Consider the following 25099-nt stretch of genomic DNA (forward strand, 5'->3'; position numbering starts at 1 on the left):
GACACTGCGGGGCCAGGCAAGCCACGGAAACATGCGCGCATGACCGCCAGCCCCGACGACCTGCGCCAGGCGCCGCTGTACCGCGTCCTGCACGCCCTGGCCCGCGGTGAAACCACCAGCGAGGCGCTCACCGGCGCCTGCCTGGCGGCGATCGCACGCGACGGCCATCTCAATGCCTGGACCTGGGTGGATTCGGCCGGGGCCATCGCCGCGGCCCGCGCCAGCGACGACCGCCGCGCCGAGGGCAAACCCCTGGGCCGCCTGGACGGCGTGCCGATCGCCATCACCGACGCCTTCGACATCGCCGGCATGCCCACCGGCCTGGGCCTGCCCGGGCATCCGGGCCTGGCCGCCGAAGATGCCCAGGTGGTGCGCCGCCTGCGCGGCGCCGGCGCCGTGTTCCTGGGCAAGACCAATCTCGACGAAGCCGCCTTCGGCACCGTTGGCCGCAATCCGCATTTCGGCGACGTGCGCAACCCGCGCCTGCCCGACCGCGCCGCCGGCGGCGCCTCGGGCGGGTCGGCGGCGGCGCTGGCCGCCGGCCACGCGGTGGTGGGCCTGGGCGTCGATACCCTGGGCGCCACCCGCATCCCGGCCGCGTTCTGCGGCCTGGTCGGGCACAAGCCGACCCTGGGCGAGCTGAGCGCCCGCGGCATGGCTTCGGCCCTGCGCCGCCTGGACTGCCCCGGCCTGATGACGCGGGCCGTGCAGGACGTGGGCCTGGTGCTGCCGGTGCTGGCCGGCTACGACGCCGGCGACCCGCGTTCGCGCAAGCGCCGCGTGCCGCTGGCGCCGCCGGACTGGGTGCCGGGCGAACTCAAGGCCGGCGTGGTCACCGACCTGGCGGCAATGGGCGCCGACGCCACGGTGGTGGAAAACTTCAGCGCCCTGATGGCGCGGGTGGCGGCGGTGTTCGGCAGCGCACTGCCGGTGGCGCTGGAAGTGGCGCCGCTGGACGTGGCCGAAACCCGGCGCGCGGCCCTGCTGCTGATGGAAGCGGAAATCCTGGCCGCGCACGAATCGCGCCTGGGCGGGGCCTCCGACCGGCTCAAGGGCCTGCTCGGTTTTGCCCAGCGCAAGTCCGCCGCCGACGCGGCGCGCGCGCATCGGCGGCTCGACGGCCACGTGGTGAAGGTGCGCAAGCTGTTCGAACAGTTCGACGTGCTGCTGCTGCCCACCGTGTCGACGGTGCCGCCCGCCTGGGGCGCGGCCGAACCGGCGCACCTGGCCGACCTGACCGCCCTGGCCTCGCTAGCCGGCTGCCCCGCGCTCAGCCTGCCGCTGCCCGATGGCCTGGGCCTGCAGCTGGTCGGCGCACCGGGCAGCGACCTGCGCCTGCTCGAACTCGGCGGCGTACTGGCGTCCGTCGCGGACACCGGTGAATAACAGCGCAGGCGCGATTCCTGAAGCGACGCTTTTCCCCGATTGGCTGCAGGCCGACGAGGCCGATGCCTTGCTGGCCGCGCTGCTGGCGCAGGTGCCGTGGGAGGTGCACCGGATCCGGATGTTCGGGCGTTGGGTGGATTCGCCGCGGCTGAGCTGCTGGATCGGCGACCCGGGCACGGGCTACGTGTATTCGGGGGCCCGCTTCGAACCACGGCCCTGGCCGCCGGCGCTGCAGGCGCTGCGGGCGCGCATTGATGCCGCGGCCGGCGTGGCGATGAACAGCGTGCTGGCCAATCTCTACCGCGACGGCCGCGACGCCATGGGCTGGCACAGCGACGACGAACCCGAGCTCGGCCCGCGCCCCGTCATTGCTTCGCTCAGCCTGGGCGGCACCCGGCGCTTTGTCTTCAAGCACCGGCGCGAGCCTGCGCGCAAGTTCGAACGGCTGCTCGAACACGGCAGCCTGCTGCTGATGACGGGGGACACCCAGGCCGACTGGAAACACGCCCTGCCGCGCACCGCGCGACCGGTGCCGGCGCGTGTGAACCTTACTTTCCGGCGGATTCTTCCGCGGACTCGCTAAACGACTTCTGGCCTTCCACCAGCGACCAGCCGACGATGTCGGCGCCGATGCCCGACAGGGCTTCACCAAAGGCCGCGACCACCGGTTCGATGTCGGCACCGCTGGGCGCGACTTCGGTGCGGAAACGGCGGGCCGCGACCAGGCCGCCGCTGCCGCGGTGTTTCACCAGGCGGGCCTGGATCTCGATGACGACTTTGGGCGCGCCAGCTTCGTAAATCGTTTCGAAGGCGCGCAGGTCGGTGTACAGCCCGAAGTCGCCGCGGCCGGCACCCCAGCTGCTGACCGCCTGGATCTTGCCGGAGTCCTCGAAGGCCTCGACCAGCGCCAGCTGCACCAGCTCGGGCGCCGTGTCGGCCCAGCGCGCGCCCTTGTAGGTTTGCAGGCGGTCCGGCGTCGGCCGCACGGCGATGCGCTGGGAATCGAGCAGGGCATGCGTGTCGGGGGCGCCCACAGTCAGCTGCCAATCCACGGTCGGCCAGGCCGGGTCGGCGTGGATGCCGGTCTGCGGCGAATAAATGCTGACTTCGGTCTTGGGCCCGCCGATCGCGGCGCAGCCGGCCAACAGGACCAGTGCGGCAAGCGGGGCGAAACGCAGGGAACGGGTCATGGTTCGAACTCCTCGGGTTCTTCGCGGCCCAGCAGGTAGCCGGCCGGATTGTTCTCGAGCTTGTTGGCGAGAGCGTCGATTTCGCGGATCAGGCCGCGCAGCTGGCGCATGGTCGGCCCCACCTGGCCCAGGCCGTCCTGGCTGAACTCGGCCCAGGAGTCGCGGTTCTCGTTGAGGATGCCATTGGCGTTCTTGCTGGCCGATTCAAGCTGGCTGAGCGTGGAATCGAGCTTCTCGACCAGGGCCGGCAGTTCCTGCACCAGGCCCTTGTCGAGGTTGTTGATGGTGCGGTCGGCGCTGGCCAGGGTGGCGTCGAGCTTTTCGCTGGCGGCGCGGGCGTTCTGGATGAGCGCCGAGATTTCCTCGCGCTCGGCGGCGATCGATCCGGTGACCTGGTCGAGCTGGTCCAGGGTGCGGGTGATGCGTTCGACGTTGGCGTCGCTGAGCAGGCGGTTGATGCGTTCGACGATCTCGTTGGCGGTGGCGGCGATGTTCTGCAGGGCCGAAGGTTCGGTCTGGATCACCGGTACGTCGTTGCCCCTGCTGCCGCCCTCGAGCCGTGGCGCGCCGGGGCTGCCGCCGCTGAGCTGGATGACCGCCACGCCGGTCAGGCCGGTCATGGTGAGCTTGGCCCGGGTGTCGGTGCGCACCGGGGTGTCGGCCGACAGGCGCACCCGGGCGACCACCTTGCGCGGGTCGTCCCGCATCAGCGACAGCTCGCGGACCTCGCCGACGCTGATGCCCGAGTACAGCACCTGGCTGCCGGTGCTCAGGCCGGTGACGGCCTCCTGGAAGACGACGTCGTATTCGGCATAGGACTTTTCGGTCGTGTACTTGGCCATCCACAGCGCGAACAGCACCGCGAACAGGCACACGCCGAGCGTGAAGGCGCCGATGAGTACGTGGTTGGCGCGGGTTTCCATCTCAAGCCTCCTTGGCCAGGGCGGCCTGCGCAGCGCGTCCGCGCGGGCCGTGGAAATATTCCTGCACCCACGGGTGGTCGAATTTTTCGACCTCGGCCAGTGGGGCATTCACCAGGACACGCTTGTCGGCCAGCACGGCGACGCGGTCGCAGATGGCATACAGGGTGTCGAGGTCGTGGGTGATGAGGAAGACGGTAAGACCCAGCGCGCGCTGCAGGGTCTTGATGAGTTCGTCGAAGGCCGCGGCGCCGATCGGGTCGAGGCCGGCCGTGGGTTCGTCCAGGAACAGCAGCGCCGGGTCCAGCGCCAGGGCGCGGGCCAGGGCCGCGCGCTTGCGCATGCCGCCGGAAAGCTGGGACGGCAGCTTGGCGCCGGCGTCCTCGCCCAGGCCGGACATGCGGATCTTGAGCATGGCCAGGTCGTGGATCATGTCCTCGGGCAGCTCGGAGTAGTGTTCCTTCAGCGGCACCGAGACGTTTTCGGCCACCGACAGCGACGAGAACAACGCGCCGTTCTGGTAGAGCACGCCGGTGTTGCGTTCGATCAGGCCCGACTCGCGGGCCCGGTCGGACAGCGCGTCCACGCCCAGCACTTCGATCTCGCCGGCCTGCGGCGGCCGCAGGCCCAGGATCGCGCGCATCAGCACCGACTTGCCGGTGCCCGAACCGCCGACCACGCCGATGATCTCGCCGCGTTCGACGTCCAGGTCGAGGTTCTCGTGCACGACCTGTTCGCCAAAGCTGTTGCGCAGGCCGCGCACGCGGATGGCCGGGGTGGACGGTTCGAGGATTTGCCCGGTCACCAGTTCATCTCCATGAAGAACATGGCGGCGAAGGCATCGAGCAGGATCACCAGCGAAATCGTCTGCACCACGGAGGACGTGGTTCGTTCACCCACCGATTCGGCCGTGCCCTGGACCTGGAAACCTTCCAGGCAGCCGATCAGCGCGATGATCATCGCAAACAGCGGGGCCTTGGCGACGCCCACCCAGAAGTGGCGCATTTCCATGGTGTCCTGCAGGCGCTGCATGAACATGTCCGGGCTCATGCCCAGGCTGGCCACGCTGACGGCCATGCCGCCGGCCATGCCCGAGATCATCGCCAGGAAGGTCAGCAGCGGCAGCATCACCAGCAGCGCGGTCAGCCGGGGCAGCACCAGCAATTCGATCGGGTCCAGGCCCAGGGTGCGGATGGCGTCGATTTCCTCGCCGCTCTGCATGGCGCCTATTTGCGCGGTGAAGGCGCTGGCGGTGCGGCCGGCCAGCAGGATGGCGGTCAGCAGCACGCCGAACTCGCGCAGGAAGGCGATGCCGACCAGTTCGACCACGAAGATCTCGGCGCCGAAGTCGCGCAGCACCGTGGCGCCCAGGAAGGCGATGACCGCGCCGACCATGAAGCTGAGCAACAGCACCAGGGGCACGGCGTCGAGGCCGACCTGCTCCATGTGGTGCACGGTGGAGGTGAGCCGGAAACGGGCCGGGCGCAGGATCACGCCCAGGCCGGTCTTGAGGGTCAGGCCCAGGAAACCCACCAGGGCCAGCACTTCGCGCGTGTAGTCATCGACCGCGAAACCCATGCGCGCCAGCATCTGCTGGATGCCGTAGTCCTTGCGCTGGACCCGCGGCGGGTTTTCGCAGATGGACCGCACGGTTTCGGTCAGCGGCTGGTGCATCGGCTTGACCTCGACCGTGGCCAGGCCCAGGCCCACCTTCACGGCGTAGCGCGAGAGCATCATCGCGCCGGCCGAATCCATGCTGCCGATGTCGCGGCCGTCGATGTCCTCGGCCGATTCGGGCGCCTTTTCGATCAGCGCAAGCATTTCCCCGGCATGCGCCAGGGTCCAGTCGCCACGGGCGATCAGGATGCCTGGATGGCGTTCGCTGGTTTCAATGCGGGGACCTTGGCTCATCAACTCGTGCGGGGGCGCGGGGAGGGTCTCAGGATAGCCGAAACATGCCATGCTTCCCCGCCATGAACGCCCCGGTCCTCACCAGCCAGGCCCAGTACGAGGCCCAGGCCGATTTCGTGGCCGAACTGGCCATGCGCCTGCACGTCTACGGCACCACCGCCCAGCGACTGGAAGCGGCCGTCGAGGGCGTGGCCAACCGGCTGGGCCTGGACCTGGAAATCTGGTCCAACCCCACCGGCATGATCCTGAGTTTCGCCGACCCGGTGCGCGGCCAGCAGAACGGCATCACCCGGGTCATCCGGCTCGATCCGGGCGAACAGAACCTGGCCAAGCTGGCGGCCACCGACGCGATCACCGAAGGCGTACTGGCCGGCCGCCACGACCTGGCCGCGGGCGTCGCCGCGCTGCGGGCGCTGGACCGCCCCGAGCCCGCCGGCGCCCGGGTGCTGGCGGCCCTTAGCTTCGGCCTGTCCGCCGGCGCCGTGGCGGCCCTGCTGGGCGCGGCGTTGCCGGGCGTGTTGACGGCCGGCGCGATCGGGCTGGTGATGGGCGCCCTTGCGGTGCTGGCCAAGGACCGCCCGCGCCTGAACGAGGCCATGGAGGCCATCGCGGCGCTGGTGGCGACCCTGCTGGCGGCGGTGGTGGCCACCTTCATCGAGCCGATCGCCTTCAAGACGGTCATCGTCGCCTCGCTGATCGTGCTGATGCCCGGCCTGATGCTGACCAACGCCGTCAGCGAACTGTCGGCCCAGCACCTGGTGTCGGGCACGGCGCGTTTCGCCGGCGCGCTGATGATCCTGCTCAAACTGACCTTCGGCACCGTGGCCGGCATGCAGATCGTCCAGGTGCTGGGCTGGCTGCCGCAGGACGCCCTGCCGGTGCCGCTCTCGGCCGCGGGCGAACTGGCCTCGCTGGCGGTGGCGGCCTTTGCTTTCGCCGTGTTGTTCCAGGCGGCCCGGCGCGACTACCTGCTGGTGATGGCCTCGGTGTTCCTGGGTTACGGCCTGACCCGCCTGGGCGGCGAGGTGCTGGGCCTGGCTTCGGAGAACTTCGCCGGCGGGGTGTTTTTCGCCGGCATGGGCGTGGCCGCCATCAGCAATGCCTACGGCCGCTGGCGCAACCGGCCCGGCGCCCTGATCCGGGTGCCGGGCATCATCCTGCTGGTGCCGGGCAGCATGGGTTTCCGCAGCCTGAACTTCGTCATGGAACGCGACGTGTTCCTGGGCCTGGATACCACCTTCGCGGTGCTTTCGGCGCTGGTCGCGCTGGTCGCCGGGTTGTTGTTCGGCAACCTGCTGGTGCCGTCGCGGCGGAATATCTGAACCCGGTCAGCCCTTGATCGCGAAGTCTTCGAGTTTCTTGCCGCGGGCCAGTTCGGCCGACAGCCACTTGGGCGGCATGCCGCGGCCGGCCCAGGTCTGGGATTCATCGGCGGGGTTGCGGTACTTCGGCGGGACCTTGGTGCCCTTGGCGCTGGACTTGCGGCTGCCGGCCGACTTCTTGGCGGCGGTGCCGGCCTTTTCGCGGACCTGGCGGCCGGTGCCGAAGACTTCGTCGACGGTGTAACCCTCGGCCTTGGCGAGGGAAATGAGCTTCTTGCGCACCGACGCCACCGGCTTGCGCTTGGCGAGGGTTTTCTTGCGCTTGTTGGCCTTGGCGATCAGGGCCTGGAGTTCCTTGGCCGAAAGACCTTCGAGATTGATGCTCATGGGGTTTCCTTGGGTTGCCTGGAAAGGGGTGGGCAAACGCCCGGCAAAGCCCATGCTAAACCTTTCGGCAAGGCCGGATGAAGCCGGGGCAGGGTTTGCCCCGGGTTTCCGACATACACGCGGGATGATTTCTCAGGCCAGGTCCAGGCGCTTGCGCAGGGCGGCCAGGTCGAGGTTTTCGCTGTCGGTGTCGCGGCGGCCTCGGTATTCGTAGGTGCCCGCTTCCAGGCCCCGGCCCGACACCACCACCCGGTGCGGGATGCCGATCAGTTCGATGTCGCCGAACATCACGCCCGGGCGCAGGCCGCGGTCGTCGAGCACCACTTCCAGGCCGGCCGACCGCAGCTGTTCGTACAGCGCGACGGCGGCTTCGACCACGGCCGGGTCGTTCTTCGGGTTGATGATGCAAACCGCCACCTGCCAGGGCGCCATCGGCGCCGGCCAGATGATGCCGCTGGCGTCGTGGTTCTGTTCGATGGCCGCGGCGACGATGCGCGACACGCCGATGCCATAGCAGCCCATGTGCATCACCTGGGCCTTGCCGTCGGCGTCGAGCACGGTGGCCTTCATCGCCTCGGCGTACTTCTGGCCCAGCTGGAACACGTGTCCGACCTCGATGCCGCGGGCGATGCCCAGGCGACCCTGGCCGTCGGGCGAGGGGTCGCCCTGCACGACGTTGCGGATGTCGGCCACCACGTCGGGCTCGGGCAGGTCGCGGCCCCAGTTCACGCCGGCCAGGTGGTAACCCTTGCGGTTGGCGCCGACCACGAAATCGGCCATGGCGGCGACGCTGCGGTCGGCGACCACGGTGATGGGCCTGGCGGGCTTCACCGGGCCCAGGAAGCCCGGTTCGCTGCCCAGGTTCTCGGCGATCTCGGCTTCGGTGGCCAGGCGGTAGTCGGCCAGGCCGGCCAGTTTGGCCAGCTTGATCTCGTTCACCGAATGGTTGCCGCGCACCAGCGCCAGTACGAAGCCCTGTTCGCCCACCAGCGCCACCGACTTGACGGTGCGCACCAGCGGGATGTCCAGCAGCGCGGCGACGTCCTCGCAGGTCTTTTGCGTGGGGGTCTCGACCTCGCGCAGGTCTTCCGTCGGCCCCGGGCGCGGGCCGGGCGAGACGGCCTCGGCCATCTCCACGTTGGCGGCGTAATCGCCGTTGTCGGAAAACGCGATCGCGTCCTCGCCCGAATCGGCCAGCACGTGGAATTCATGCGAGGCGCTGCCGCCGATGGCGCCGGTGTCGGCGTTCACGGCCCGGAAGTGCAGGCCCAGGCGGGTGAAGATGCGGGTGTAGGCCGCGTACATGGCCTGGTAGGTTTCTGCCAGGCTTTCCGCGCCCAGGTGGAAGGAGTAGGCGTCCTTCATCAGGAACTCGCGCGCGCGCATCACGCCGAAACGCGGGCGGATTTCGTCGCGGAACTTGGTCTGGATCTGGTAGACGTTCAGCGGCAGCTGCTTGTAGCTGCGCAGCTCGGCGCGGGCGAAGTCGGTGACCACCTCTTCATGCGTGGGGCCGTAGCAGAACTCGCCGTCCTTGCGGTCCTTGATCTTCAGGAGCTGGCCGCCGAACTTCTGCCAGCGGCCGGTTTCTTCCCACAGCTCGCGCGGCTGGATGGACGGCATCAGCATTTCGATGGCGCCGGCGCGGTCCATTTCCTCGCGGACCACGGCTTCGACCTTGCGCAGCACGCGCAGGCCCAAGGGGGTCCAGGTATAGAGGCCGGCGGCCAGCTTGCGGATCATGCCGGCGCGCAGCATCAGCTGGTGGCTGACGACCTCGGCGTCGGCGGGGGTTTCCTTGCTGGTGCTGAGGTGGAACTGGGAAAGGCGCATGCGGGGACCGGGCCACGTATCGGGTCGGCCATTGTAGCGGCCGCCCGGCCCCCGTGGCGGCCCTTATTCGGCTTCCGGCTCGCAGTAGGCGGTGATCTGGCGCTGGGAAAGTTCGGTCTCGGCCTGGCGCTCTTCCGGGGTCAGGTCCTCGGGCACCCCATCGCCGTCCTTGTCGCGCTGCAGGCGGTTGTCCGAGCCGAGCAGTTCGAGGTTCTTGCGGGCGCGTTCGCAGGCGACCTGGATCTCGGTCTTCGGGGCTTCCGCCTCAGCCGGAACCTCGGCGCTGCCGGCATTCACGCTCTGGCGCTGGGAGCCGTTGAGTTCGATCTGGGAATAGACGTTCTCGCCGGAGGCGCCCTTGGACTTGTAGACCGTGGTTTTTTCGTCGGCATGGGCCAGCCCCGCGCACAGCGTGGCGGCGACGAGGATCGGGAGGGCGAGGCGGTTCATGGCGGGACTCCGGGGGCAATCGTGCGACCGTGATACCACCGCCGCCCGGGCCCCGCAAGGCGAGACTATGGACAGCCGGGGCGAGCCGCTACACTGCCAGTCATGGACCTGAACGAAGAACCCGGCGCCCCGCGCGGCCGCGGCATCTACCTGCTGCCCAACCTGCTGACCACCGGCGGGCTGTTTGCCGGCTTCTACGCCATCCTGGCCGCGGCCAGCGGCAACTTCGAAAACGCCTGCATCGCGGTGTTCGTGGCGGGCCTGTTCGACGGCATCGACGGCCGGGTGGCCCGGCTGACCGGCACGACCAGCGAATTCGGGGTCCAGTACGACTCCCTGGCCGACCTGGTCAGTTTCGGCATGGCGCCTTCCCTGGTGATGTACCACTGGGCCCTGGTTGGTTTCCAGGCCGACGGTCCGGTGCTGGCCAAGGTGGGCTGGGCGGCGGCCTTCCTTTATGCGGCGTGCGCGGCGCTGCGCCTGGCCCGATTCAATACCCAGGTGGGTTCGACCGACAAACGCTGGTTCATCGGCCTGGCAAGCCCGGCGGCGGCCGGCTTCGTGGTGTCCTTCGTCTGGGCCATGAATACCTTCGGTTACAGCGGCCAGGGCCTGCGCTGGCTGGCGCTGGCGGTGACCGTGGTGGCCGGGCTGCTGATGGTCAGCCGCATCCGCTTCTACAGTTTCAAGGGCCTGCCCAAGGGCGACCGGGTGCCGTTCTTCGTGATGGCGCTGCTGGTGGTGACGATCGCGGTGCTGTTCATCGCGCAGGCCAAGGGCCTGTTTGCGCTGGCGCTGCTGTACGTGCTGTCGGGCCCGGCCTGGTGGCTGTGGCTGAAGGCCAGGCGCCGGCAGGCCACGGCATGAACTGGAGCGCCGACCAGCAGCAGATCCTCGGGGCGATGGGCTACGTGCTCTATCGCCACGGGCCGGCAGCGGAGGCGGCGCCCGAAGCGGGTGCGGTGCTGCCCGAGGGCCGGCTGCTGCAGGCCCTCCGCCGCGCGGCGCGACGCGACGACCTGGACGGGCTGGCCCTGCCGCCCTTCGAAAAGCTGCGCACCGATGCGTCGGCGAAACGCGCGCTCTGGGCCCGGCTGCGGGCAGCCCGCCGCGCGCGCTGACCCGACGTGAACGCGCGTCCTTCCGACGCCATCCAGGTGCGGCCGATGAAACAGGCCGACGTGGAGGCGGTGTCGGCGATCGAAAAGCGCGCCTATCCGTTTCCGTGGTCGCCGGGCATCTTCCGTGACTGCCTGCGGGCGGGGCACCACTGCTGGCTGCTGGAGTCGCCGCAGGTGCTGCTGGGCTACGGGGTGCTCAGCGCGGCGGCCGGCGAGGCGCACCTGCTCAACCTGTGCATCGCGCCCGAACACCAGGGCCACGGCCACGGCCGGCGGCTGCTGGCGCGCATGATCGACCTGGCGCGCTGGAACCGGGCGGCGCAGGTGTTCCTGGAAGTGCGGCCGTCGAACCCGCGGGCGATCGCGCTGTACCGCGAATACGGCTTCAACGAAATCGGCCTACGGCCGAACTACTACCCGGCCACGAAGGGCCGGGAAGACGCGATCGTGATGGCGATCGAGCTGGTGCCGCCGGAGTTCGATCGCTGAATTCCGGCGGGAGGCGGTGGCGGATATCCGCTCAGGGTTCGCAGGGCCGTGCCGATGCCGAGCAGGTCCACAGCGCGCCGGCCCGCTTGCAGCCCAGGTCGCGGTCGCTGGCGTTGTTCCAGTCCTTCCAGCTGTCCGGATAGTCCTGCACGACGGCGGCCATCCAGGTGACCAGGGCGGTTGCCTTGCCGGCCTCCCTGTTGAGGGCGGCGTATCGCGTCACCGTGATCTTCCTGCCGCACTGCCTGGCGTCGTCACCGCCGGAGTTGGGCTTGCTCGAGCCGCTGGATTCCCCTTGGGAATTGGGCTTTGAATCAGAGGCGGGTTTGGCCGGGGGCTTGCTGCTGGCGGGCGGCGTGCCGCCACCGGCGGTGGGTTTGCCGGTCGATTCCCGCGCGCGGCTCTCCGTTGCCGTCCTGGCCGGTGGCTGGCCCGACGCTCCCGTCGCTGACGTCGTGGCCCGCGCCTGCGGTCCACAGGTGGCCTTGAACGGCACCCAGTTGGAGGTCTTTCCCGTTCCCGACACTTCCGCCATGTACCGGAGGTCGACGTCGGTGGTGATCTTGAACGTGTGGCGGTACGTCGCCAGGTAGGTCCCCGCGGCACCCGCCACCGCATCGGCCTTGAGCTCGCCCGTCTTGCCCCCGCCGCTGTTGTGGATCACGAAGCGGACCTCGCCGGGCCCGTTGGTGTGGGCCCAGGCGGTCAGGACCGCGTCCCGCGGGCAACTCGCGCCGCCGCTGTCGACAACGGCAAGCTGGACGCGATCGACATCGGGGGCCGTGCCGGCGCGTGGTGCCGAAGCCAGGCCAGGCGCGGATGCCGCGGCGGCAACACCGAAAGTGAAGAGCATCAGAAGAGAACGCATGAGCAGCTCCTGTGGGAGTGTGCGGCGCGCCCGCACCTGTCGGCGAAAGCAGCGTTAAATTATTGAACGCGTCAATTCGGCAGATACGGCCACGAACAAAGCGGGCTGCCTCCACGCAGGCGGCTCCGACGGCGCCGTGGCTGGATCGAACTCAGCCAAGCTTGGACCGCTGCGCCTGCAGCCCCGCGTGCTGGCGGGCCCAGTCGGCCAGGCGGCCGCGTTCGGTGTCGACGACGGCGGCCGGGGCGTTCTGGACGAAGGTGGCGTTGCCCAGCTTGGCCTCGCACTTGGCGATTTCGCCGGCGATGCGCTTGAGTTCCTTGTCCAGGCGCGCGCGTTCGGCGCCCAGGTCGATCAGGCCCTCGAGCGGGATCAGCAGCTTCAGGTCGCCCAGCACGGCGGCGGCCGCGGCCGGCGCATCGCCGTCGAGCCAGGCGATCGATTCCAGCCGGGCCAGGAAAGTCAGTGCCGCGGCGTAGCGTTGTGTGCGTGCGCGGTCGGTCGCATCACCGTCCTGCAGCAGCAGCGGCACCGTCTTCGAGGGCGCGATGTTCATCTGGCTGCGGATCGAGCGCAGCTGGGTGACGGCGGCCTTGAGCCATTCGATGTCGGCGGCGGCGCCGGGCGCGTCGAAGGCCGGGTTCGCTTCCGGCCAGGCCTGGGTGCTGATCGTGTCGGCGGTGATGCCCAGCTTGGGCGCCACCGAATGCCAGATTTCCTCGGTGACGAAGGGGATCACCGGGTGCAGCGCGCGCAGCAGGCCTTCAAGCACGAACAGCAGGGTGTGCCGGGTGCTGTCGGCGGCCGCGCCCTTGTCGCCGTGCAGCGCCGGCTTGGCCAGCTCCAGGAACCAGTCGCAGAACTCGTTCCAGGCGAACTCGTACAGCGCCTGCGAGGCCAGGTCGAAACGATAGTCCGCATAGGCCTTTTCGACCTCGCGCAGGGTTTCATTGAAGCGGTGCAGGATCCAGCGTTCGGCGTCGGTGGTCGGTTCCGGGGCGGAATCGGCGCCAACGAAATCCTCGCAGTTCATCAGCGTGAAGCGCGCCGCGTTCCACAGCTTGTTGCAGAAGTTCTTGTAACCCTCGCAGCGCGCCAGGTCGAACTTGATGTCGCGGCCATGCGTGGCCAGCGAAGCGAAGGTGAAGCGCAGCGCGTCGGCGCCGAAGGCCGGGATGCCGTCGGGGAATTCCTTGCGCGTGGCCTTTTCGATCTTGGGCGCGTCGGTCGGCTTCATCAGGCCGCTGGTGCGCTTGGCCACCAGGTCGTCGAGGCTGATGCCGTCGATCAGGTCGATCGGGTCGAGCACGTTGCCCTTGGACTTGGACATCTTCTGGCCGTCCTTGTCGCGCACCAGGCCGGTGATGTAGACGTCCTTGAACGGCACTTCGCCGGTGAAGTGGTCGGTCATCATGATCATCCGGGCGACCCAGAAGAAAATGATGTCGAAGCCGGTCACCAGCACCGAGGTCGGCAGGCGCTTGGCGTAGCCGTACTTCTCCATGTCGCCCGCATCCGGCCAGCCCAGGGTGCTGTGCGACCACAGCGAGGACGAGAACCAGGTCTCGAGCACGTCGCTGTCGCGGGTCAGCGCCACGTCGTCGCCCAGCCCGTTGCGTGCACGCGCTTCGGCTTCGTCGCGGCCGACGTAGGCCTTGCCGGCGGCGTCGTACCAGGCCGGGATGCGGTGGCCCCACCAGAGCTGGCGGCTGATGCACCAGTCCTGGATGTTGCCCATCCAGTGCCGGTAGGTGTTGATCCAGTTCTCGGGCACGAAGCGCACGTCGCCGTTTTCGACCAGTTCCAGCCCGCGCGCCGCCAGGCTGTCCATCTTCACGAACCACTGGTCGGTCAGGTAGGGCTCGATGACCTGGCCGGTGCGGTCGCCGCGCGGCACCTGCAGCTTGTGCTTCTTTTCCTCGACCAGCAGGCCGGCGGCCTCCAGGTCGGCCAGCACGGCCTTGCGGGCGGCGTAGCGGTCCAGGCCGCGATATTTTTCCGGCGCGTTGTCGTTGATCGCGGCGTCCGGCGTGAGGATGTTGATCATCGGCAGGCCGTGGCGCTGGCCGACCGCGTAGTCGTTGAAGTCGTGCGCCGGCGTCACCTTGACGACGCCGGTGCCGAATTCGCGGTCCACGTAGTCGTCGGCGATGACCGGGATCTCGCGATCGCTGAGCGGCAGCTTCACCGTCTTGCCGACCAGGTGGCTGTAGCGCTCGTCTTCCGGATGCACCATCAGGGCGGTGTCGCCGAGCATGGTTTCCGGACGCGTCGTGGCGACGACCAGGTCGTTGCCGTCGGCCAGGGGATAGCGGATGGACCAGAGCTTGCCGTCTTCTTCCTCGCTGACCACTTCGAGGTCGGAAATGGCGGTCTTGAGCACCGGGTCCCAGTTGACCAGGCGCTGGCCGCGATAGATGAGGCCTTCTTCGTGCAGGCGCACGAAGGTTTCGACCACGGCCTTGCTCAGGCCGTCGTCCATGGTGAAGCGTTCGCGGCTCCAGTCGCCCGAAGCGCCCATGCGGCGCATCTGACGGGCGATGGTGTCGCCCGATTCCTGTTTCCAGGCCCAGACCTTCTCGATGAACTTGTCGCGGCCCAGCGAGTCGCGGGTTTCACCCTTGCCTTCGAGCGCGAGATTGCGCGAGACGACCATCTCGGTGGCGATGCCGGCGTGGTCGGCGCCGACCTGCCAGAGCGTGTCGTAGCCCTTCATGCGGTGGTAGCGGACCAGGGCGTCCATCAGCGTGTGCTGGAAGGCGTGGCCCATGTGCAGGGTGCCGGTGACGTTCGGCGGCGGCAGCATGATGGTGTAGGGCTGGCCCTTCCCCGAGGGCTTGAAGCAGCCGGTGGTCTCCCAATGGGCGTACCACTTGGTCTCGAAGGTGCTGGGCTCGAAGCTCTTTTCCATGGGGGCGGGTCGCTACCCCGGTGATTTGCCGGGGTTTTTGGGCTGAAAGGACGCGAATTCTATCAAGAATCAGGTAGTTAGTGCCCTTGGGGTTCGTCGGGAAAGCGGCGGGGGGATTTCGCGGGTCGTCAGGAAAGCGGCGGGTGGGTTTCGCGGGTGGAGGCAGTGCGTGTTCACTTTCCCCGACACGCCGCAAGTACGTCCCTGTAGGCTCCTCGTCGACATCCCTGTCTCCGAGGGTCGGGGAAAGTGAACACGCACTACCTCCCCGGCCGGTCACGGCGTTTGCCACTAAATCAAAGGCAGGAAGCAAAGCCGAAGTCCGGGTGGCCTTGGCTTACGCCTGCTCGTGTCGCCGGCTGCAGCCGCAGCTTTGCTCTTGACCTTGGTGCGGACGCGGACGATCTGTCGAGGAGGTGGTGTGATCCTGTTTCCGCCGACCCTCGGAGACAGGGATGTCGACGAGGAGCCTACAGGGACGTACTTGCGGCGTGTCGGCGGAAACAGGATCACACCGCCTCCACCCGCGAAAGCCACCCGCGAAAGCCACCCGCCGCCTTTAACCCTTCAGGCAGCCGCGAAGGCATCCCGGGTCAGGTTCTCCGGCGCGCCGTCGGTGCAGTGCACCTCGTCTTCGATGCGCACGCCGCCCCAGGGCAGCAGCTGTTCGACCTTGTCCCAGTTCACGGCCTTGCCTTCCGGGCGGGCCTTTAGCTTGGAAAGCAGGGTCGGGATGAAATACAGCCCTGGCTCGATCGTCACCACCATGCCGGGCTCGAGCGTGCGGGTCATGCGCAGGAACGGGTGGCCGTCCGGGCGCGGGATGACCTTCCCGTCTTCGTCCGTGAAGCCGGCCACGTCGTGCACCTGCAGCCCGATCGGGTGGCCCAGGCCATGCGGGAAGAAGGTCGACGTCAGGCCGGTGGCCAGCATCTGCCCCGGGTCCATGTCCACGATGCCCAGCGTGCGCAGCACGCCGCCCAGGCGCAGGTGGCATTCCAGGTGCAGGTCGCGGTAGTCCGTGCCGGCGCGCACCTTGTCGCACAGGGCCAGTTGCTCGTTGTCCACCGCGTTCACCAGCGCCGCGAAGTGTTCGTCGCCGTCGCCCCAGGTGCGCGTGATGTCCGATGCATACCCATCGACCTCGGCGCCCGCGTCGATCAGCAGCGAACGGTTGCGGCCGGGCGCCTGTGCGTCCTTGTACTGGTAGTGCAGGGTGGCGCCGTGCTGGTTGAGCCCGACGATGCTGTTGTAGGGCGCGTCCAGGTCGGTATGGCCGGTGGCGGCCAGGTAGGCCGCATGGATACGGGCCTCGGAGGCGCCGGCCTGGAAGGCGGCGCGGGCGGCCAGGTGGCCGGGCACGGCGCGGCGCTGGGCGGCGCGCATGCGGTCGAGTTCATAGGCCGTCTTCCAGGCGCGGTGGAAGTGCAGATAGTCAATGACGGCTTTCGGGTTGTTGGGCTCGAAGCCGGGCAGGGCGGCGTCGGCTTCGCCCAGGATCGCGCACTTGCCTGTCGTGGGCAGGTGCTGGCGGGCTTCGGCGGGGTCGCTGATGACACGCACGTCGAACTCGTCCACCCAGACGCCTTCGGGCGCGGCCGGCGGCACGTGCCAGTAGTCGTCGGGCTGGAAGTACACGAGCACCGGCTTGCGGCCGGGCGTATAGGCGATCCAGCACGAAGGGTGCCGGGTCAGCGGCAGCCAGGCCTTGAAATGGGCGTTGGGCTTGAACGGGTAGGGGCGGTCGTCGAGGAACTCGAACTTCTCGACCCCTGATGCAACCAGAAGGTGATCGAATCCACCCTTTTCCAGGGCACGGTCGGCGCGTGCCTTGATTGTCGACAGGTGCGCACGATATAGATGGCCGAGGTCCTGGTGGGTCATGGATGGCTTCCGGTTCGGGGGTCAGGACCGGGATTCTGCCGCAAACCAGGGTAGGGACGCAGGAGAGAAGCTTGCACGAGCAGCGCAAAGACGGCGGCTTCCTCGGCCAACCCACGTGGTTGTGGAGCTTCGGCGCGCTGCTGGTCGGCCTGGCGCTTAGCGTGCTGGCGGCCACCCTGCACCACGACGCGCTGGAGCGCTCCGACCGGATGCGGCTCGACCGCCTGGCCGAACGCAGCTTCGAGGCCGTGGATGGGCAGCTGCAGACCTGCGGCCTGCTGGTGCGGGCGGTGCAGGCACTGTTCCTGGCGTCGGACGAAGTCACCGAATCCGAATTCGAGGCCATCTACGCCAACCTGCGGCCACGCGAGCAGTTTCCCAGCCTGCAGGCGATGGCTTATGCCGAACGCAGCGATCGGCCTTCCGCCGACGCCGAACCCGACGGCCGCGACCATTACCTGACCAACCTGGTGGCGCCCCGTTCTGGCAACGAAGCCCTGGTGGGGCTGGACGTGGCCACCCAGCCGGCCAATCTGGCGGCGGCGCGTTTCGCGCGCGACGCCGACCGGCCCGTCATGTCGGCCCCGTTCCAGCTGATCCAGCGCACCGGCATGCCTGGTCCGAACGACGGCGTGACGATCCGGCTGCCGATCTTCAGCGCCGGTCCGCCGCCGCGCGACCTGGCCGAGCGCCGCAGCCGGGAGATCGGCACGCTGGCCGCTTCGTTCCGGGTCAGCCGCCTGATCGCCGATGCCCTGCCCAGTGAAACCCAGGAACGTTTCCGGATCCGCGTGCTGGACGTTACCGACGGGGGCCGGGCGCTGCTGTTCGAGCAGGCCACCCAGGCCGTCGAGCCTGGGGCCGGGCCGGTCCAGGACGCCTACGTGCACGACCTGGCCTACGGTGGCCGCACCTGGCGCATCGAAGCCGAGCCACTGCCCGACGCCGACCCGGCCACCTGGCTGCCGGCACTGACCTTCGGCATCGGCGTGCTGGCCAGCCTGCTGCTGGCCAGCCTTGCCTGGTCGATCGCGGGCACCCGGTCCCGGGCGCTGGCCCTGGCCAGCGACATGGCGGCGCAGTACCGGCAGAGCGAGGCGCGCTTTCGTGCCCTGAACGAACTGCTGCCGGCGCTGGTGATGCTGGCGCGGGCCGACGACACCTCGCTGGTATACGCCAACCAGGCCTGTCGCGATCGTTTCGGCATCGGGGACGACGCCGGGGCGATCCGCCTTGTCGACCTGGTCGACGACCCGGCCCTGCGCGATCGCATCGCCAGGCTTTCCGGCTCCCCGGACGGCATCATCAACGAGTCGGCCCAACTGCACGGGCCGGAGCAGTTGCCGTTCTGGGCGACGCTGTCGGTGTCGAACATCGACCTGGGCGACGAACCGCACCTGCTGGCCGTGGCCAACGACATCACCGAACTGCGGGTGCTCAGCGAGGAGCTGAGCTACCAGGCCAAGCACGACTCGCTGACCAGCCTGTACAACCGCCGCGAATTCGAACGCCGCCTGGACGCGGCGATCACCTCGCTCGATGCCGGTGGCCCGCCATGGGCCCTGCTGTACATGGACCTTGACCAGTTCAAGCTGATCAACGACACCTCCGGCCACTACGCCGGCGACCAGCTGCTGGCGCAGCTGGCGACCCTGCTGCTGGGCATGCTGCCTGAAAATGCCGTGGTGGCCCGCCTGGGCGGCGATGAGTTCGCGATCCTGGTCGAAGGGGCCAGCGAAAACGAGGCCGTCGTCCTGGCCGAAAGCATCCGCACCGAAATCGACGGCTATTCCTTTGGCTGGGAGCAGCGCAACTACACCATCAGCGCCAGCATCGGCGTGGTGATGCTGCGCGGCGCCGGGCTCAGCCAGCGCACCTTGCTTGCCCACGCCGACACTGCCTGCTACATGGCCAAGGAGCGCGGCCGCAATCGCGTGCACCTGTTCTCGGAGGAGGATTCGGAAACCACCCAGCGCCGCAGCGAGATGGAGTGGGCCGGCCGCATCCGCCAGGCGCTGGCCGACGGCCGCTTCCTGCTGCATTTCCAGGAACTGGTGCCGCTGTGGGAGGGCGAGCGTTCCGAAGGCGTGCACATGGAGATGCTTATCCGCCTGCGCGACGAGAAGGGCGCGCTGGTGCCGCCGGGCGCCTTCATTCCCGCGGCCGAACGCTTCGGGCTGATGCCGGCCATCGACCGCTGGGTGGTCGAAACCACCCTGGCCAACTTCAGCCGCCTGCATCCGTCAGGCAGGCCGATCAGCCTGTGCGCGATCAATCTCTCGGGGCCGACCTTCGAAGACGCGGCCTTCGCCGATTTCGTGCTCGACGCGATCGACCGCCATGGCGTTTCCCCGCGGCACCTTTGTTTCGAGATCACCGAAACCGCGGCCGTGAGCAACATGGCCCGGGCGGTGGAGTTCATGCAGCGCCTGCGCGCGGCGGGCTGCAAGTTCTCGCTCGACGACTTTGGTTCGGGCATGGCCTCGTTCGGCTACCTCAAGAACCTGCCGGTGGACTTCATCAAGATCGACGGCAGCTTCATCCGCAACATCGAAACCGACCCGGTCAGCTATTCGATCGTGCGCGCGGTCACCGACATCGGCCACCAGCTGGGCCTGCAGGTCATCGGCGAATGGGTGGCCGACGAGCGCGCGCGCGACCTGCTGCGTGGCCTCAGCGTCGACTACGCCCAGGGTTTCGCCGTGCACAAGCCCGAGCCGGCGCTGTGTTTCCGGGATCCCCCGCGCGCCTGAGGCCGGAAATCAGGGACTGGGCGGGGCGGTGCAGGCGGGTCCGAGGTCCAGCGGCGGTCCCAGCGACACCGGGTCGCGGGCGAGGGTGACCCGGGCGTTCATGGCCACCGTCACCAGCAGTTCGTTTTCGTCGGTCACCATCAGGGCACAGCCCAGGCCCAGGCGGCGCGCCAGGTCGGCGAAGCCGGACGGGCCGGCGACGAACAGGGCCGAGGCCGCGACGTCGGCGAGCACCGGGTCGGTATGCAACACCACGACCGATGCAGCGCCGCGCGCCGGCTGGCCCGTGCGCGGGTCCAGGATGTGGGCCTGCCTGGCGCCGGCGGCGGAATAGCGGAACTTGTTGTAGTTGCCGGAGCTGAACAGGGATTCGGCGTTGCCCAGCTCGACCGTGCCCATCACGCCGCCGTAGGGGTCGCGCAGGGCCACGCGCCACGGCGGCGACCCTTTGCCGACCAAGGCGCTGACGTCGCCGCCCAGGTTCACCAGCGCATCGTGCACGCCGTGGCGCTGCAGGGTGGCGACCACCTGGCTGGCCGCCACGCCTTCGGCCATGGCCGCGAAGTCGAGCTGGGTGCGCGGGTTGTCGGCGCGCAGCTGCCTGCCCTGGATCTGCACGCCGGCTATTCGCGGGCGGTCCTCGCGCCATGCCGCCAGGACTTCATCGCGCGGGGTCGGGGTCAGGATGGGGTAGGTCGACGTGTGGAAGCCCCAGGCCTCGACCAGGCCCCCGATGGCGGGGTCGAACAATCCGTCGGTGGCCTCCGACAGCGGTTTTGCCAGGCGCACCAGTTCAAGCACCGATTCCGGCGCTTCGGCGGCCTGGCCGGCGGCGAAGGCTTCGTTGATGCGGGTGACGTCCGAGGGCTGCCAGGCATGCCACTCGCGGTGGCGCTGGTTGAGTTCGGCGGAAAGCTCGGCCAGGGCGGCCTGTGCGGCCTCCGGGTCGGCGCCGCGCAGGCGGATCTCGGCGGTGGCGCCGAACACCAGCAGTTGTTCGACGCGCTCCGGCGGAGGGCTGCAGCCGGCCAGCACCAGGCTGGCGGCCAGCAACAGCCAGCCCCGGGGGTCAGACGTACTGGCTGCCGGGGGCATCCACCCACCCGCGGATGAAGGCCACGTCTTCGGGCGCCATGTCGATGAAGCGGAAGCCCGTCCAGACCTGGCCCGGTGCGGCGGCTTCGTCCGACCACAGTTCGTGGGAACCGAGTTCGACCGTGCGGGAGTTGCCGGCGCCGTCGTTGAGGGTGAAGCGAAGCTGGAAAAGGGCGTCGCTGGTCAGGGCTTCGCCCAGGATCAGCAGCATGCCGGTTTCGGAAAGATTGCTCAGCTTGCCGATCACGTGGCCGGTCATGGTGTCGGTGACATCCACGTCGAAACCGACCTTGCGGCGCTTGGCGCGGCGGTATTCGGTGTTCATCGCGCGGGGCCCTCCTTGCCGTTCTTGGGCTGGCCGGCGAAGGAGCGCAGGGCGTTCATCACCGTGCTCCAGGCGCGGTCTATCAGCGTGCCCTTTTCTTCCTCGACGACCTTCACCTGGCCCTGCGCGATGGCCTTGGCCAGGCCTTCGAGGGTGAGTTCGCCGACCTTCTGGCCGCGATGGTTCACGAACAGGACGTGGCCGGTGACGGTGGAGAACCAGGACAGGCGGCGGCGGACCTTTTCACCCTGCTGGTTGATCGTGAACTCGAACCAGGTGCCGAAGGGCAGGTGTTTGATCTGTTCGAGCCGGGCCTGCTCGTCGGGCGACAGGCTGACCTTTTTCTTTTTCTTCGACTCCTGCAGGTCCTCGCCCAGCCGGGCGCGGGCCTTGAGGCGCATGGTGAGTTCGGTGCGGCTGGCGGCGGAATCGTCATCGGCGGCCGCGGCGCCCTGCGGGTCGACCAGGCGCTGGGCGATCGCCGTGGCTTCTTCGTTGTGGTAACCGACCTGGGTGAGCGCACCCTGGATGTCCTGCTGCAGCGCGGCGGCTTCTTCGGTCGGGATGCCGGCGGCGGGCCCGGCCTTGGCCACGCTGACCAGGCGTTCGGCGATTTCGAGCTGCTGGCGCCAGGCGTCGGAATCCTCGCCCTGGCGCAGCGCGGTGAGCGCCATGACGTCGGTCCAGGCCTGGCTGAGCAGGGTGTGGGTGAACCGCGGAAGGTTCTGCTTCTTGAGCATCGCCTCGACCACGGTCGCCGCGCGGTCGCGGGCCAGGGCCAGGCGCTCCTTGCCGCGGGCGGCCTCGACGTGGCGCTTTTCGGCCACCTCGGCCTTGCGCGACACCGTTTGCAGGTGCGAACTGAGGTCTTCGAGCAGGTTGCTGAAAACGCCCAGGTCGCCGTCGAATTCGCGCACGGTGCGGTCGACCACCGACTGCATCTTGCCCACCAGCTGCTGGTCGGCGTCGTCCTCGCCCAGCCAGTAGGCGCCGGTTTCGGCGATGGCGTTGAGCATCTGCCGTGCCGGGTGCTGCTGCTGGGTGAAGAAGGCCTTGTCCTGCAGGGCCACGCGCAGCAGCGGCACCTGCAGCTTCGCCAGCAAATTCGAAGCCGGGCTGTTGGGCCGCACGTCCTTCATGAGGTGGTCGAAGAGCATGCCGACCAGATCGATCGCGTCGCTGTCCTCTTCCGGAAGCGCCGGCGACTTGCCGTCGGGCGTTGCCTGCCTGAGCTGGGCCAGCAGGTCCTGCTTGAGGTGGTTGACGGTGCGCACGGTCGGCACGCCGTTGACCATGACCGGTGCCGGCGCCTTTCCCTGCAGCAGGCCGAGGGCCTCCTGGACCCGGGCCGGTTCGATGACGACCGAATTGCCGGGCACGGAGCGGGAGCCACCCCCGGCGCCGCCCCCGACCAGCTTGCCCAGCAGCTGGCGCCGTCCGGCCAGCAGGTGCCGCATCTGCTGGAAGCTGTCCTCGCCGGCCGGCGAACCGCCGCCGTGGCCATGGCCTCCGCCGGTGCCGGCACCGCTGCCGCCACCACTGCGGGCCGTACCGGCCTCGCCGGCGGCGGGCTCGTCGCCCGGACCACCCTTGGCCTTGGCCGGGCCGGTATTCGTTGCGGTCGGTCGCGCCCGCACCGGCACGTAATGCAGGTTGGGCAGCACGCCGTTGCGCGCCAGGTAGGTGTTGATCGATTCGATGAATGCGCCGTAGAGCGGCGACAGGTGCCGTTCGAAGGTGCGATAGAGCAGCGCCCGGTGTTCGGTGCTCAGTTCCAGGCATTCGGCCGCCAGGCGCAGCATGCGGCACAGGGCGTGCGGCCCCACCGGCAGGGTTTCGGCATCGAAGGCGGGTTTGCCCCCGAGCACGCCAAAGCGCTGGCCCAGCAGGTACAGCGGCAGGCTGTTGCGGACTTCGATGCGCCCCGACACCTCGGTAAGCACCGAGACTTCGTCCAGTTCGAGGTTGTCGACCAGGGCCAGTTCGCCGGGGCTGAACCGGAAGCCGCCGATCAGGGTCTTCGGGCCCGCCGCGTCGCGCACGCAGGCCAGTTCGGCCTCGAGCGCGATCAGGAAACGGGGCACCAGGTCGGGACGGGTGCGCTTGACCAGGCGCTGCGCCTCGAGCCAGCGGGTCTGCACGATGTTGCTGCGCGCCTGTTCGGCGTACTTGAACAGTTGCTGCTCGAATTCGTTGAGCGTACCCACCAGGGTGCGCTCGATTTCATCGGACGCATACTCGAGGATGCCGCCCAAAAGGCCGCGTACCCGTTCCGGCAATGGCCGCGACGCCAGCGTCGGTGCCGACGCGTGCGGAGGTGGTGCGGATGCGGGCATCCGTGTCTCCGAGTGATTCGCCAGCGCGATTCTAGGCACACCCGGGCGCCCGCGCCTAGGGCCGGGCCACCCGCGACGCCGGCGCCGCGGGTGGCCTCAAGGGCTAGTGCCTGCCGTTCCAGACCAGGCCCAGCACGGCGCTGCGGCCTGGCGTGTTGTAGCCCTGCACCAGCGTGTAGTCGCGGTCGGTCAGGTTTTCGATGCGCGCTTCCAGGCGCCAGGACGGGGTCAGGGTCCAGGCCAGGCGCAGGTGGGCGATTGCGTACGCGCCGGGGTTGCCGCCGAAATCGCGGCGGGACGAGGCGTAGTCAGCGTCCAGGCCCAGCTCCAGCCCGTTGTCGAAGCGGTAGCCGATATCCACGTGGGCCTTGTGGCGGGCGCGGCGAAGCAGGGCCAGGCCGGTGGCCTCGTCCTCGGTATCGAGCCAGGCCAGGTTGCCACCGACGATCCAGGCGCCACCGTCGAAGCGGTAGTCGAGTTCGATGCCGTCCATGCGGGCGCGGTTGACGTTGATGGCGTTGTTGGTGCCCGGGGCCGCGAAGGCGATCAGGTCGCGAACGCGGGTGCGGTAGGCGGAAAGGCCAAGCCGGTGTCCCGCGGCAGGCGCCAGCGACAGCCCGGCTTCCCAGGTTTCCGAGCGCTCGGGTCGCAGGTCGGGGTTGCCGGCGAAGCCGAATCCGGTGTCCGGGTAATAGAGCTCGTTGAAGTTGGGCGCCCGGAAACCTTCGCCCCAGGACAGGCGCAGCAGCGCATCGGGGCTGAGGTTCCAGCCCCAGGCCGCGTTGGCCGTGGTGGCACCGCCGAACTGGTTGCTGTGGTCCCGGCGCAGCGAGAGGTCGAGCAGCTGCCGGCCCCAGCGTCCGCCATAGCCGGCGAACGCGGCGCGGCTGCTGCGGCTGCGAGAAAAAGTCTCGCCAGCGAAGGCGTTGGAGGAGATGCCCTCTTCGTCCTGCCAGTTCACGCCCAGGTTCAGCGTGCCCGAGGGTCCCAGCGCCAGGCTGTTCACCCAGTCCAGGCTGGTGCGGCGGCTGCGGAAGGCGTTCGAGAAGCCCGACACCGTGTCCAGGTCCTCGCGGGCATGGCCCAGGGCCAGTTGGTGGGTCCAGTTCGCGCCCAGCTCGCCGCCCAGGCTCAGGCCGGCGGAGCGGTTGCGGGCCCGCGTGTCGCCCTGGTCGAACTCGACGTCGGCGTCGGTGGCGATGGCGCTCAAGGCCAGGCGCTGGCTGCCCAGCGAGGTCCGTCCGCGCAGGCCCAGGTTGAAGTTTCGGTAGCCGTCGTCGTCGGGATCATGGCCCCAGCTGTCGGCATTGGTGGCCGAAAAGCCACGCAGGCGCTGCCAGCCGGCGGTGACGCCGAATCCACGGTCGTCGGTGCCGGCGCCGGTGCCGGCGCTGGCGCCGACGCGACCGTAGCTGCCGGCGAAAACGCGCGCCGAGGCCGCCGACGGGTCGCGGGTGAAGACGTGGATGACGCCGGCGACGGCGTCCGAGCCCCAGATCGCCGCACGCGGGCCACGCACGATTTCGATGCGTTCGATCTGTTCCAGCGGCAGGTGGGCGAAGTCGAAGACGCCCTGGCCGGTGGACGAAACGCGCACGCCGTCCACCAGCACCAGGGTATGCGGGGCATTGCCGCCGCGCAGGAAAACGGTGCTGGCGCTGCCGGGGCCGCCGGTGCGGGCGATGTCGACGCCGACCTGGCGGCCGAGGAGGTCGATCAGCGAAGGCGCCTGGCTGGTTTCGATCTGCTCGCGCGTGATCACGGTGACCGAGGCCAGGGTTTCGCTGACCGGGCGTTGGACGCGGTTGGCGGTGACCTGCACCGCGTCGAGCGTGCGCGCGTCCTGGGCCAGGGCCGGGGTGGAAAGCGAAAGAACGATGGCCGCGCACAGCGCGCGGCGTTGGCAAGGGAAAAACAT

Annotated in this window: 21 protein-coding genes; 7 read left to right on the top strand and 14 right to left on the bottom strand. The window is 69.1% G+C overall.

Annotated elements, in window-relative coordinates; all coding sequences use genetic code 11:
- The first annotated feature begins 39 nt into the window (after positions 1-39).
- Together IEX13_RS00680 and IEX13_RS00685 are read left to right on the top strand one after the other, a co-directional pair.
- Positions 40-1386: an amidase gene (locus IEX13_RS00680; RefSeq protein ID WP_188659969.1), complete on the top strand. Its 1347-nt coding sequence runs from the start codon at positions 40-42 to the stop codon at positions 1384-1386.
- Positions 1379-1969: an alpha-ketoglutarate-dependent dioxygenase AlkB family protein gene (locus IEX13_RS00685; RefSeq protein WP_425488974.1), complete on the top strand. Its 591-nt coding sequence runs from the start codon at positions 1379-1381 to the stop codon at positions 1967-1969. The genes IEX13_RS00680 and IEX13_RS00685 overlap by 8 nt, the downstream gene beginning before the upstream one ends.
- On the opposite strand, the gene IEX13_RS00690 is transcribed toward IEX13_RS00685, so the two are convergent.
- From IEX13_RS00690 to IEX13_RS00705, 4 genes are read right to left on the bottom strand one after another with little or no spacing between them, the layout of a single operon-like run.
- Positions 1935-2576, bottom strand: coding sequence for an ABC-type transport auxiliary lipoprotein family protein (locus tag IEX13_RS00690; protein ID WP_188659976.1), 642 nt, complete (start codon positions 2574-2576; stop codon positions 1935-1937). The genes IEX13_RS00685 and IEX13_RS00690 overlap by 35 nt on opposite strands.
- Positions 2573-3499, bottom strand: coding sequence for an MlaD family protein (locus IEX13_RS00695; RefSeq protein ID WP_188659979.1), 927 nt, complete (start codon positions 3497-3499; stop codon positions 2573-2575). The genes IEX13_RS00690 and IEX13_RS00695 overlap by 4 nt, the downstream gene beginning before the upstream one ends.
- Position 3500: 1 nt before the next feature.
- A complete protein-coding gene (locus tag IEX13_RS00700) occupies positions 3501-4301 on the bottom strand; it encodes an ABC transporter ATP-binding protein (protein ID WP_229668404.1) in 801 nt (266 codons plus the stop codon).
- Complete coding sequence (locus tag IEX13_RS00705) at positions 4298-5407, bottom strand: MlaE family ABC transporter permease (protein ID WP_188659982.1); 1110 nt, start codon at positions 5405-5407, stop codon at positions 4298-4300. Before IEX13_RS00705 ends, IEX13_RS00700 begins: the two co-directional genes overlap by 4 nt.
- 62 nt (positions 5408-5469) lie before the next feature.
- Between IEX13_RS00705 and IEX13_RS00710 the strand changes: the two genes are divergently transcribed.
- Complete coding sequence (locus tag IEX13_RS00710) at positions 5470-6729, top strand: threonine/serine exporter family protein (protein WP_188659985.1); 1260 nt, start codon at positions 5470-5472, stop codon at positions 6727-6729.
- Between the two features lie 6 nt (positions 6730-6735).
- Here IEX13_RS00710 and IEX13_RS00715 read toward each other — a convergent pair whose 3' ends face one another.
- The 3 genes from IEX13_RS00715 to IEX13_RS00725 form a co-directional block, all read right to left on the bottom strand.
- Positions 6736-7116: an H-NS histone family protein gene (locus tag IEX13_RS00715; RefSeq protein WP_188659988.1), complete on the bottom strand. Its 381-nt coding sequence runs from the start codon at positions 7114-7116 to the stop codon at positions 6736-6738.
- 132 nt (positions 7117-7248) lie between these two features.
- Positions 7249-8949, bottom strand: coding sequence for a proline--tRNA ligase (locus tag IEX13_RS00720; protein ID WP_188659991.1), 1701 nt, complete (start codon positions 8947-8949; stop codon positions 7249-7251).
- Between the two features lie 63 nt (positions 8950-9012).
- Entirely contained in the window at positions 9013-9399 is a 387-nt protein-coding gene (locus tag IEX13_RS00725; protein ID WP_188659994.1) for a hypothetical protein, read from the bottom strand.
- A gap of 108 nt (positions 9400-9507) precedes the next feature.
- Here IEX13_RS00725 and pssA point away from each other — a divergent pair, with 108 nt between their 5' ends.
- The 3 genes from pssA to rimI are packed head-to-tail and all read left to right on the top strand — an operon-like array spanning position 9508 to position 11009.
- On the top strand, positions 9508-10266 hold the full coding sequence (gene pssA / locus IEX13_RS00730) for a CDP-diacylglycerol--serine O-phosphatidyltransferase (protein WP_425489067.1): 759 nt from the start codon (positions 9508-9510) through the stop codon (positions 10264-10266).
- Positions 10263-10520 carry a hypothetical protein gene (locus IEX13_RS00735; RefSeq protein ID WP_188660000.1) on the top strand — a complete coding sequence of 86 codons (258 nt, stop codon included), beginning with the start codon at positions 10263-10265 and terminating at the stop codon, positions 10518-10520. Before pssA ends, IEX13_RS00735 begins: the two co-directional genes overlap by 4 nt.
- 6 nt (positions 10521-10526) lie before the next feature.
- On the top strand, positions 10527-11009 hold the full coding sequence (gene rimI / locus IEX13_RS00740) for a ribosomal protein S18-alanine N-acetyltransferase (RefSeq protein ID WP_425488975.1): 483 nt from the start codon (positions 10527-10529) through the stop codon (positions 11007-11009).
- A gap of 31 nt (positions 11010-11040) precedes the next feature.
- On the opposite strand, the gene IEX13_RS00745 is transcribed toward rimI, so the two are convergent.
- The 3 genes from IEX13_RS00745 to pepQ form a co-directional block, all read right to left on the bottom strand.
- A complete protein-coding gene (locus IEX13_RS00745; RefSeq protein WP_188660002.1) occupies positions 11041-11877 on the bottom strand; it encodes a hypothetical protein in 837 nt (278 codons plus the stop codon).
- 151 nt (positions 11878-12028) lie between these two features.
- Entirely contained in the window at positions 12029-14788 is a 2760-nt protein-coding gene (locus tag IEX13_RS00750; protein WP_188660007.1) for a valine--tRNA ligase, read from the bottom strand.
- Positions 14789-15355: 567 nt separating this feature from the next.
- Entirely contained in the window at positions 15356-16672 is a 1317-nt protein-coding gene (gene pepQ, locus IEX13_RS00755) for a Xaa-Pro dipeptidase (protein ID WP_188660010.1), read from the bottom strand.
- 71 nt (positions 16673-16743) lie between these two features.
- Here pepQ and IEX13_RS00760 point away from each other — a divergent pair, with 71 nt between their 5' ends.
- The gene (locus tag IEX13_RS00760; RefSeq protein WP_229668405.1) at positions 16744-19425 is read left to right on the top strand and encodes a bifunctional diguanylate cyclase/phosphodiesterase; all 2682 of its coding nucleotides are present in this window, start codon (positions 16744-16746) and stop codon (positions 19423-19425) included.
- A 9-nt stretch (positions 19426-19434) separates the two neighbouring features.
- On the opposite strand, the gene IEX13_RS00765 is transcribed toward IEX13_RS00760, so the two are convergent.
- The 4 genes from IEX13_RS00765 to IEX13_RS00780 form a co-directional block, all read right to left on the bottom strand.
- Positions 19435-20478, bottom strand: a complete 1044-nt coding sequence (locus tag IEX13_RS00765; RefSeq protein ID WP_188660016.1) for an FAD:protein FMN transferase — start codon at positions 20476-20478, stop codon at positions 19435-19437.
- Between the two features lie 16 nt (positions 20479-20494).
- Complete coding sequence (locus IEX13_RS00770; protein ID WP_188660019.1) at positions 20495-20845, bottom strand: PilZ domain-containing protein; 351 nt, start codon at positions 20843-20845, stop codon at positions 20495-20497.
- Positions 20842-23181 carry a DUF1631 domain-containing protein gene (locus IEX13_RS00775; RefSeq protein WP_188660022.1) on the bottom strand — a complete coding sequence of 780 codons (2340 nt, stop codon included), beginning with the start codon at positions 23179-23181 and terminating at the stop codon, positions 20842-20844. Before IEX13_RS00775 ends, IEX13_RS00770 begins: the two co-directional genes overlap by 4 nt.
- A 103-nt stretch (positions 23182-23284) precedes the next feature.
- Positions 23285-25099 (bottom strand): TonB-dependent receptor domain-containing protein, encoded by a 1815-nt coding sequence (locus IEX13_RS00780; RefSeq protein WP_188660026.1) that lies wholly within the window; start codon positions 25097-25099, stop codon positions 23285-23287.

This window comes from Arenimonas soli (assembly GCF_014643775.1).
Classification (GTDB): Bacteria; Pseudomonadota; Gammaproteobacteria; order Xanthomonadales; family Xanthomonadaceae; genus Arenimonas; species Arenimonas soli.